Annotated in this window: 9 protein-coding genes; all 9 read right to left on the bottom strand. The window is 68.9% G+C overall.

Going from position 1 to position 9,312, the window contains the following annotated elements:
* On the bottom strand, window positions 1–2,219 hold a 2,219-nt coding region (locus BGN97_RS14260), incomplete at its 3' end, for a glycoside hydrolase family 2 TIM barrel-domain containing protein (RefSeq protein ID WP_292702853.1).
* 152 nt (window positions 2,220–2,371) lie between these two features.
* Window positions 2,372–3,559, bottom strand: coding sequence for a bifunctional 2-methylcitrate synthase/citrate synthase (locus tag BGN97_RS14265; protein WP_292702856.1), 1,188 nt, complete (start codon window positions 3,557–3,559; stop codon window positions 2,372–2,374).
* 4 nt (window positions 3,560–3,563) lie between these two features.
* Window positions 3,564–4,466: a methylisocitrate lyase gene (gene prpB / locus BGN97_RS14270; RefSeq protein WP_292702859.1), complete on the bottom strand. Its 903-nt coding sequence runs from the start codon at window positions 4,464–4,466 to the stop codon at window positions 3,564–3,566.
* Complete coding sequence (locus tag BGN97_RS14275; protein WP_292702862.1) at window positions 4,466–5,995, bottom strand: MmgE/PrpD family protein; 1,530 nt, start codon at window positions 5,993–5,995, stop codon at window positions 4,466–4,468. The genes prpB and BGN97_RS14275 overlap by 1 nt, the downstream gene beginning before the upstream one ends.
* A complete protein-coding gene (locus BGN97_RS14280; RefSeq protein WP_292702865.1) occupies window positions 5,992–6,648 on the bottom strand; it encodes a GntR family transcriptional regulator in 657 nt (218 codons plus the stop codon). Before BGN97_RS14280 ends, BGN97_RS14275 begins: the two co-directional genes overlap by 4 nt.
* A gap of 82 nt (window positions 6,649–6,730) precedes the next feature.
* Entirely contained in the window at window positions 6,731–7,360 is a 630-nt protein-coding gene (locus BGN97_RS14285; protein ID WP_292702931.1) for a methionine ABC transporter permease, read from the bottom strand.
* A gap of 38 nt (window positions 7,361–7,398) precedes the next feature.
* On the bottom strand, window positions 7,399–7,647 hold the full coding sequence (locus BGN97_RS14290) for an NIL domain-containing protein (protein ID WP_292702868.1): 249 nt from the start codon (window positions 7,645–7,647) through the stop codon (window positions 7,399–7,401).
* On the bottom strand, window positions 7,638–8,447 hold the full coding sequence (locus BGN97_RS14295) for a methionine ABC transporter ATP-binding protein (protein ID WP_292702871.1): 810 nt from the start codon (window positions 8,445–8,447) through the stop codon (window positions 7,638–7,640). Before BGN97_RS14295 ends, BGN97_RS14290 begins: the two co-directional genes overlap by 10 nt.
* Window positions 8,444–9,295, bottom strand: coding sequence for a MetQ/NlpA family ABC transporter substrate-binding protein (locus BGN97_RS14300; RefSeq protein WP_292702935.1), 852 nt, complete (start codon window positions 9,293–9,295; stop codon window positions 8,444–8,446). The genes BGN97_RS14295 and BGN97_RS14300 overlap by 4 nt, the downstream gene beginning before the upstream one ends.
* Window positions 9,296–9,312 lie beyond the last annotated feature (17 nt).

Raw genomic sequence — 9,312 nt, forward strand, 5'->3', positions numbered from 1 at the left:
TTGAACAGCCGCGAGAAGAGCACATGGAACCCGGGGCCGTGCACGCCGATGCTCAGGGTGCCCTCCACGACCTGGGGTCGGGCGGCCACGACAGCCCGCGCCGTCCCGCCGACCGCGACCACGTGCTCGCCCCAGGCCACCTCGTGCCCGGCCGGCGCCCACGCCGTCGCGATGCGCAGATGCAGCGACACGACGATCGCGTACTCCCCCCGCATCCGCGGCACGTCCACCGGCAGCCGGTACGAGCGGGTCTCTCCGGGAGCGACGTCGGTGTCGATGACGCCGGCGGCCACCACCGTGCCCTCGCGAGCGATCGACACGCGCGTCTCGTAGGCCGACGACGAGGTGAACAGCATCCTGCTCGTGATCGCGACCTCGGCCGACGAGACCTCGACGACGAAGGGCTGGTACAGCTTCTTCATCTCCTGCGCCTTGGGCGTGAGGGTGCGGTCGGCGAAGACGATCCCGTTCCCGCTGAAGTCGTGGTCGTGCGGGGCCTCGCCGTTGTCGCCGCCGTAGCCGAAGTACTCGTGGCCGTACCTGTCCCGCATCCGGATCGCCTGGTCTGCGAAGTCCCAGATGAACCCGCCCTGGAACAGCTCGTCGCGGTATGCGAGGTCGACGTACTCCGCCACCCCGCCGAACGAGTTGCCCATCGCGTGCGCGTACTCGCAGAGGATGAACGGCTTGTCCCGGTGCTCGCGCAGCTGCTGCTCCACCGCGGTGGCCGGCGTGTACATCTGGCTCGTGATGTCGGTGGTCTCGGGGTAGCGAGGATCCCAGGTCACGCCCTCGTAGTGGACGGGTCTGTCATCCGCCTGGCGGAACCAGTCGGCCACGTCCCGCAGCACCGTGCCGCCGTACGACTCGTTGCCGCACGACCAGATCACGACGCTCGGGTGGTTGCGGTCGCGCTCGAGCATGCTGCGCGCACGGTCCAGAGCCGCCGGTCGCCACTCGTCGTGGTCGCCGGGGATGGCGATGTCCTCCGCCGCGCCGCGCTGGCGGATCTCGGTCCAGCGCCCGTGCGTCTCCATGTTCATCTCGTCGATGACGAGCAGCCCGTACTCATCGGCCAGCTCGTAGAACATGGAGTCGTTCGGGTAGTGGCTGGTGCGCACGGCGTTGACGTTGTGAGCCTTCAGCACCCGCATGTCGGCCTCGGTCACCTCCCTCGACGGGACGCGGCCCGCCAGGGAGAACTCGTGACGGTTGATGCCGTTGAACACGACGCGCACGCCGTTGAGCGAGAGCACGCCGTTCTCGATTCCGAAGCGGCGGATGCCGACGCGCTGCGGGATCACCTCGGTCAGGGCCCCCTCGGAATCCCGCACCTCGATGATCAGCTCGTGCAGGTGCGGGTCCTCCGGGCTCCACAGACGCGGATCCTCGACGTGCAGCACCAGGGCGCCGTCCCCGCGGGCGGTCAGCTCGCCGAGTTCGGCGATGCGCGCCGAGGCCGATCCTTCGCCCGCGAGCTCCACGTGCAGCTCGATGTCGGCGGATGCCAGATCGTCGGCCACCACGGTCCGCACGCGCAGGTGCTCGGCGTGCACGGCGGGGCGGCGGTACAGCACGACGTCGCGGAAGATGCCGGAGAAGCGGAAGAAGTCCTGATCCTCCAGCCACGATCCGGCGCTGTAGGTGAAGACCTGCGCTGCGAGGCGGTTCTCGCCCTCGATCAGGGCATCCGTCAGGTCGAACTCCCCGGGCGTGAACCCGTCGGTGCTGTACCCGATGTACCGCCCGTTCAGCCATACCGCGATCGCGCTCTCGGCGCCGTGGAAGCTCACGCTCAGGCGCTCACCGGTCTGCAGCGGGGCGTCCAGCGTGAACGTGCGGACATAGCATCCGATCGGGTTGTCGCGCTCGGGCACCTGACCGGGGACGATGTCCTCCTGACCGTCCCACGCGTACCCCACGTTGACGTACTGGGGGCGGTCGTAGCCCTCCAGCTGCAGGTGCGACGGCACCCGGATCGTGTCCCAGGCCGAGACGTCGTACCCCGGGTCGGCGAAGTCCGACGGCGCCTCCCGCTGATTGCGTGCGCAGTGGAACGCCCAGCGCCCGTTGAGGGACTGCTCGAAGGAGCTGACGCCGGTGCCGACCTCGTCGGCGTCGCGGAACCAGCGGTGATCGGAGTGCGCCGGCAGGCGGTTCTCCGAGACGAAGCGCGGGTCGGCGATGCGGTCGATGTCGAAGGCGGGATCGATGGTCACGTGGTGGCTCCCCTGCTCGGATGTCACCAGAATGATAACGTGAACATTCTTCGCCGTCACCCCGGACGACTTCGGGCACGAGGTCCGCGCCGCAGCGCTGATCCTCGTGCCCGAAGCGATGCCTCACCGGGAGGCCGAGAGACGGATGCCGGTCAGCCCGCGGCCTCCTCGGGACGCTCCTGCACCTCGATCGCGGCGGTGTCGGGCGAGTAGCTGTCGATGTGGCGCTCGTCCACGCCGTTGTACGCCGACAGCGGTCGGATCAGCGCGTTGGACGCCTGCTGCTCGAGGATGTGCGCGGTCCAGCCGGTGATGCGCGCCGCGATGAACAGCGGGGTGAACGTGAGCGTGTCGTAGCCGATCAGGTTGTACGCGGGACCCGACGGGTAGTCGAGATTGGGGTAGATGCCCTTGCGCTCGACGAACTCGCTCTCGAGCTTCTCGTACAGCTCGGCGACATCGGGGCGGTCGTAGTGCTCGACCAGCGTGTCCAGAGCGGCCTTCATGGTAGGAACGCGCGAGTCGCCGCGCTTGTACACCCGGTGTCCGAAGCCCATGATCTTGCGCTTCTCGGCGAGCGCCCGCTCCAGCCACGGCACCACCTGATCAGCCGAGCCGATCTCGTCGAAGATGTGCATGACCGCCTCGTTGGCGCCGCCGTGCAGCGGGCCCTTCAGCGCGCCGATCGCGCCGACCACGGCCGAGTACAGGTCGCTGAGGGTCGAGGTGATCACCCGGGCCGTGAACGTGGAGGCGTTGAAGGAGTGCTCCGCGTACAGGATCATCGAGCGGTTGAAGGCGTCGACGACCACGGCATCCGGCTCCTCGCCGAAGGTGAGCCACAGGAAGTTGGCGGCGTAGTCGAGGTCGTCGCGCGACTCGATCAGGGCCTGGCCGCGGCGGCGCCGCTGACCGTAGGCGACGATCGCGGGCAGCACGGCGAACAGCTGCAGGCTGCGCTGCAGGTTCTGCTCGGGCGTGCCGACCGCATCCAGCACGTTGCCGGTGCCTGCGGTCTCGATCGCGCCGATCACGCTGACCGCGGTGCGCACCTCGTCCATCGGGTGCGCGTCCAGCGGCAGCGCGTCGATGGCGTCCTTCACCCGCGGCGAGAGCGCTCGGTGCGCCCGCTCGGTCTCGCGGAACTGCGCCAGTTGCGCAGCATCCGGCAGCTCACCGTTCCACAGCAGGTAGGCGACAGCCTCGAACGGCTGGGTGGCGGCCAGCTCCTGGACGGGGTATCCGCGGTAGAGCAGGCTGTTCGTCTCGGGGTTGACCTTGCTGATCGCAGTCACATCGGCGACGACGCCGGCGAGGCCCTTCTTGATGTCTTCGGTCATGAACTCAGTCCTTCGCAATGGTGAAGTTGAAGACGCCGGAGTCGAAGTGGTTGTACGACTCGTAGTCGATGAGGTCATACAGATCGGCGCGGTGCTGCATCTCGCCGAGCTTGGAGGTGAGGTGCCCCTCCTCGTTCAGCGTATCGAGTGCGCGACCCGCCGCGCCCATCGCGATCCGCAGCAGCGACACCGGCCAGATGACGATGTTCACGCCGACGTCGCGCAGCTGGTCGACCGAGAACAGGTCGCTCTTGCCGAACTCGGTCATGTTCGCCAGGATCGGCACGTCAACGGCTTCCCGGATCGCGGCGAACTCCTCCAGCGACCGCATCGCCTCGGGGAAGATCGCGTCGGCGCCGGCTTCCACCAGCGCCTTCGCGCGGTCCTTCGCGGCCGACAGCCCCTCCACCGCGGCGATGTCGGTGCGCGCCATGATCAGGAAGTTCTCGTCCCGACGGGCGTCGACGGCGGCGCGGATGCGCTTGAGGGCGGTCTGCTCGTCGACCACGGCCTTGCCGTCGAGGTGGCCGCAGCGCTTCGGATTGATCTGGTCCTCGATGTGGGCGCCGGCGAGGCCGGCATCCTCGAGAGTCTGGATCGTGCGGGCGACGTTCATCGGCTCGCCGAACCCGGTGTCGGCGTCGAGGATCGCCGGCAGGTCGGTCATCCTGGCGATCTGCTGACCGCGGCCGGCCACCTCGGTGAGCGTGGTGAGGCCGATGTCGGGCAGGCCCAGGTCGGCGGAGAGCACCGCACCGGAGATGTAGACGCCCTCGAAGCCCTTCTGCTCGATGAGGCGGGCGGACAGCGGGTTGAACGCGCCCGGGAAGCGCAGCAGCTCGCCGGTCGCGAGCCGCTCGCGGAACAGACGGCGCTTCTCGTGCGCCGGAGTGGATGAGTACAGCATCAGAAGAGCCCCTTCGGAGCCTCGGGAGCGGATGCCAGGACACCGGGCTTCGCGATGATGGACAGCTCCCCCACCTCGGCGGCGGTCAGCTCGGGCAGGCGCTGCACCAGCTCCAGGAAGCGCTCGATCTCGGAGGCGTCGAGCACCGGGTCGGCCAGGATGCGGAACTTGCGGATGTACTGCTCACGGCCGAACGGACGGGCGCCCAGCGGATGGGCGTCGGCGACGGCGATCTCGTCGATGACGGTCTCGCCGTTCGTGAGCGTGATCTCCACGCGACCGCCGAACGCCTTCTCGGCCGGGTCGATGGAGTGGTACCGGCGGGTCCACTCCGGGTCCTCGGCCGTGGTGACCTTGTGCCACAGGGCGACGGTGTCCTCGCGCTGCGCGCGCTCGGGCAGGTAGGAGTCGACGTGGTGCCAGGTGCCGTCCTGCAGCGCGACCGCGAAGATGTACGGCACGGAGTGGTCCAGCGTCTCGCGGGACGCCTTCGGGTCGTACTTCTGCGGGTCGTTGGCACCCGAGCCGATCACGTTGTGGGTGTGATGGCTGGTGTGCAGCACGATGCTCGCGATGTTCGCGGGGTCGCGCAGCTCGGGACGGGCCGTGCCCAGGCGACGGGCGAGATCGATGATCGCCTGCGCCTGGTACTCGGCGGAGTGCTCCTTGGTGTAGGTCTCCAGGATGCCGCGCTTGGCCTCGCCGGCGGCGGGCAGCGGCACATCGTAGGAGGCGTCCTTGCCGTCCAGCATCCAGGCGATCACGCCGTCCTCGCCCTCGTAGATGGGCGACGGGCTGGTCTGGCCGCGCATCGCACGGTCGACGGCCTCGACGGCCATCTTCCCGGCGAAGGCCGGGGCGTGCGCCTTCCAGGTGGAGATCTCGCCCTTGCGGCTCTGCCGCGTGGCGGTGGTGGTGTGCAGCGCCTGGCCGATGGCCTGGTAGATGGTCTCGGCATCCAGGCCCAGCATGGTGCCGATGCCGGCGGCGGCCGACGGGCCGAGGTGGGCGACGTGGTCGATCTTGTGGGCGTGCAGCGAGATGGCGCGCACCAGGTCGACCTGGATCTCGTAACCGGTCGCGATGCCGCGCACCAGCGCACGTCCGTCGCAGCCGGCGTGCTGGGCGACGGCGAGGATCGGCGGGATGTTGTCGCCCGGGTGCGAGTACTCGGCCGCGAGGAACGTGTCGTGGTAGTCGAGCTCGCGCACGGCGACGCCGTTGGCCCACGCGGCCCACTCGGGGCTGGTGCGCTCGTCGAGCTTCGCACCGAACACGGTGGAGCCCTTGCCGCCGGTGGAGACCGGGTGGCTGAACGCCTGGGCGCGGGCGGCGACGATCGGGCCGCGGGTGAGGGATGCCGCGGCGACCGACGCGTTGTCGATGATGCGGTTGATGATCATCTCGACGACCTCGGGCTCGACCTCGACGGGGTCGACCGCGACCTGCGCGATCTTCCAGGCCAGCTGCTCCTCGCGGGGCAGATCCTCTTCGGAGCGGTAGACGCGGACGTGATGGGTGACGGTCATGGGGTTCCTTCCGGGAGTGTGCTCGGGCTGTCGAGCGAGGTCAGGATGCTGTCGAGGGCGTTGTGCAGGTGCACGTGGGTGGCGTGGGCGGCGAGCTCGGCATCGCGGGATGCCAGGGCGCGGGCGATGAGCTGATGCTCGGATGCCGATGCCGCCAGGCGCTCGGGCTTGTCCCGCGCCATGCGGCGCACGCGCACGAGGTGCGTGCGCACGGTCCGCAGGGCGGAGGTGAGGTAGTCATTGCCGTGGGAGGCGTCGACCTGGGCGTCGAGGCGTGAGATCAGCGCGTAGTACGCGTCCCGGCCCTCGCCCTCGTCGAGGTCGACGCGCGCGAACTCCGCGGCGAGCGCCGCGAAGGCAGCTGCGTCGCCGCGCTGGGCGGCGAGTCGTGCGGCGGTCTCCTCCAGTGCACGGCGGATCTCGAAGAGCGAGCGGATGTCGTCGGCATCCAGGTCGGCGACGACCGTGACCCGCGGGGACTGCTGCACGGCCAGTCCGTCGGCGGCGAGCCGGCGCAGCGCCTCGCGCAGGGGCGTGCGGCTGACTCCGAGGCGCGCGGCCTGCTCGACCTCGGCGAGCACGGCGCCGGCGGGAAGAGCCCCGGACTGGATCTCCTCCAGCAGCGTCAGGTATGCCTGTTCACTCGCCCGCATGCGGCTAGTGTATACATAACTGCATCACTGTGGCATCCGCTGTGCCGAAGTTCCTTCTTCCGTATACATCCACTCGAATGTGTCAGCGGCGCAGGATGCGCTGGGCGAGGCGGTTCCCGATGAACTGTCCCACCTGCACGATCACGACGATGATCGCCACCGTGACCCAGGTCGCACCCTGGTCGAACTGCTGGTAGCCGTAGATGATCGCGAAGTTGCCCAGTCCTCCGCCCCCGATGTAGCCGGCCATCGCCGACATGTCGACCACGGCGATGAACATGAAGGTGTAGCCGAGGATGAGCGGGGCGAGCGCCTCGGGGATGACCACGCCGAACAGGATGCTCAGCCGCCTGGCGCCGATCGCACTGGCCGCCTCCACGATCCCGGGATCGACCGCGACCAGGTTCTGCTCGACGACGCGGGCGATGACCACGGTGGCCATCACCACCATCGGCACGATCGCCGCCGTGGTGCCGAGCGTGGTCCCGACCACCGCCTTGGTGAGCGGCCCGACCGCGGTGAGGAAGATGATGAACGGGATGGGCCGGACCAGGTTGATGACGATGTTGAGGGTCTGGAACACGATGGGGTTGGCGAACAGGTTCCCGGGCCTGGTGGCGTACAGCACCGCGCCGACGATCAGGCCGGCCGCGCCGGCGATCACCAGCGTGACCGCGACCATGAAGACCGTCTCCTGGATGGACTGCAGCATGACCGGGGTCAGCGAGTCCCAGCTCGCGGCGTCGCGGATCACGGACCCACCGCCGCTGGCGCGTCCGTGCCCGTGAAGATCGTCGCCTTCGTGCGCTGCGAGAGCTCGGCGGCGGCTCGCCGGACGGCATCCTGCTCAGCCCTGATCCGGTAGGTCAGCGTACCCAGCTGGCGCCCGAGGACGTCGGTGACACCGCCGTAGACGACAGTGCCGCGCAGACCGTGCGCGTCCAGCACGGCGGCGATGTCCTCGGTGGTCACCTCGTTCACGTCCACGCTCAGCAGCACCCCGCCTCCGGAGAGCGGTGACGCAGGGTCTCCCCCTCCGGGAGCCCCTGCGTCACCGCCGCGACGAACCTCTCGGTGAGGGCGGCCTCGGGGTGCGCGAACACGCGGTAGGTCTCGCCGCTGTCCACCACCCTGCCGCCGTCCATCACGATCACCTGGTCGCACAGCTCGTGGACGATCGAGATCTGATGGGTGATCGCCACGATCGTCACCCCGAGCTGCCGGTTGATGCGCCTGAGAAGCGCGAGAACCTCGGCCGTGGTCTGCGGGTCCAGCGCGCTGGTGGCCTCGTCGGCCAGCAGGATCTCGGGCTCGGTCGCGATCGCCCTGGCGATGCCCACGCGCTGCTTCTGCCCGCCGGAGAGCCTGCGCGGATGCTGTGACGCCTTGTCGCCGATGCCGACGAAGTCGAGCAGCTCGTCGACCCGGCGGTCGATGTCGGCCCGCTTCCAGCCGGCCACCTTCAGCGGGTAGCCGACGTTGCCGCGCACGGTGCGCGCGTTGAACAGGTTGAACTGCTGGAAGATCATCCCGATCCGGCCGCGCAGCGCGCGGAGCGCCGAGGGCGACGCCGTCCCGACGTCGACCCCCAACACGTTCACGCTGCCGCTGCTCGGCTTCTCCAGCCCGTTGATCAGGCGCACAAGGGTGGACTTCCCGGCCCCGGAGTAGCCGATGACGCCGACGATGGAGCCCGCCTGGACTGCGAGGCTCACATCGTCGACTGCCACCAGTTCGGGGGCGCGCTTCGGGCCGGGGAAGGCCTTGGTCACGCCCTCGAAGCTGATGACCGAGCTCACTTGTGCGCCCGGATGTCGTCCTCGAGCCTGGCCAGCTCGTCCTGCAGCTGCGCGGGGGTCCACTCGGCCTTGAACTTGAGGTTGCCCTGGTTGAGCTCGGTCACTGACGCCTCGACCTCGGTGGAGTGGTAGGCGTCGATGATCTTCTGCCAGACCTTGTCGTCCTTGCGATCGGCCTTGACCACGAAGGCGTTGATGTACGGCGCGAGCTTCGGATCGTCGAGGTCCTCCTTGAAGATGATCCGGTCGTCGCCGAGACCGCCGCGCTGCGCCTGGGTGTTGTTCACCACGGCGGCCTGCGCGCTGCCGTCCTTGAGCGCGGTGACCGTCTGATTCGAGTCGACGGGCTTCAGCTCGATCTTGGAGGTGACGACATCCGCCGGCGTCGACAGCGCGTTGCCGCCGTCCTTGAGGGTGAGCAGGCCCGCCGTCTGCAGGTTCAGCAGAGCACGCGCCAGGTTGGTGGGATTGTTGGGCAGCGCCACGGTGGCGCCCTCGGGGAGGTCGTCGACGCTGGAGTACTTCTCGGAGTAGAGCGCCAGCGGGTAGACGGCGGTCGCTCCGATCGGCACGAGGTCCGCCTTGTTGTCGACGTCGTACTGGGCCAGGAAGATCAGATGCTGGAACAGGTTGATGTCGAGGTCGCCGTCCTTCACGCCGTTGTTGAGCTGAACGCCGTCGGTGAAGTTGCGGACCTCGAGCTCGATGCCCTCCTTGGCGAGCTTGTCCTTGAGGATCCCCCAGTGCGCCTCGGTCGCGTCATCGGCGCCGAGCACGATCTTCTGGGTGCCGGACGACGAGGACGACGGCTCGGATGCTGCGGCCGCGCAGCCGGCGAACGCCATCATGCCGGCCGCCAGGACGG

The sequence above is a fragment of the Microbacterium sp. 69-10 genome (assembly GCF_001897945.1).
Lineage (GTDB): Bacteria > Actinomycetota > Actinomycetes > Actinomycetales > Microbacteriaceae > Microbacterium.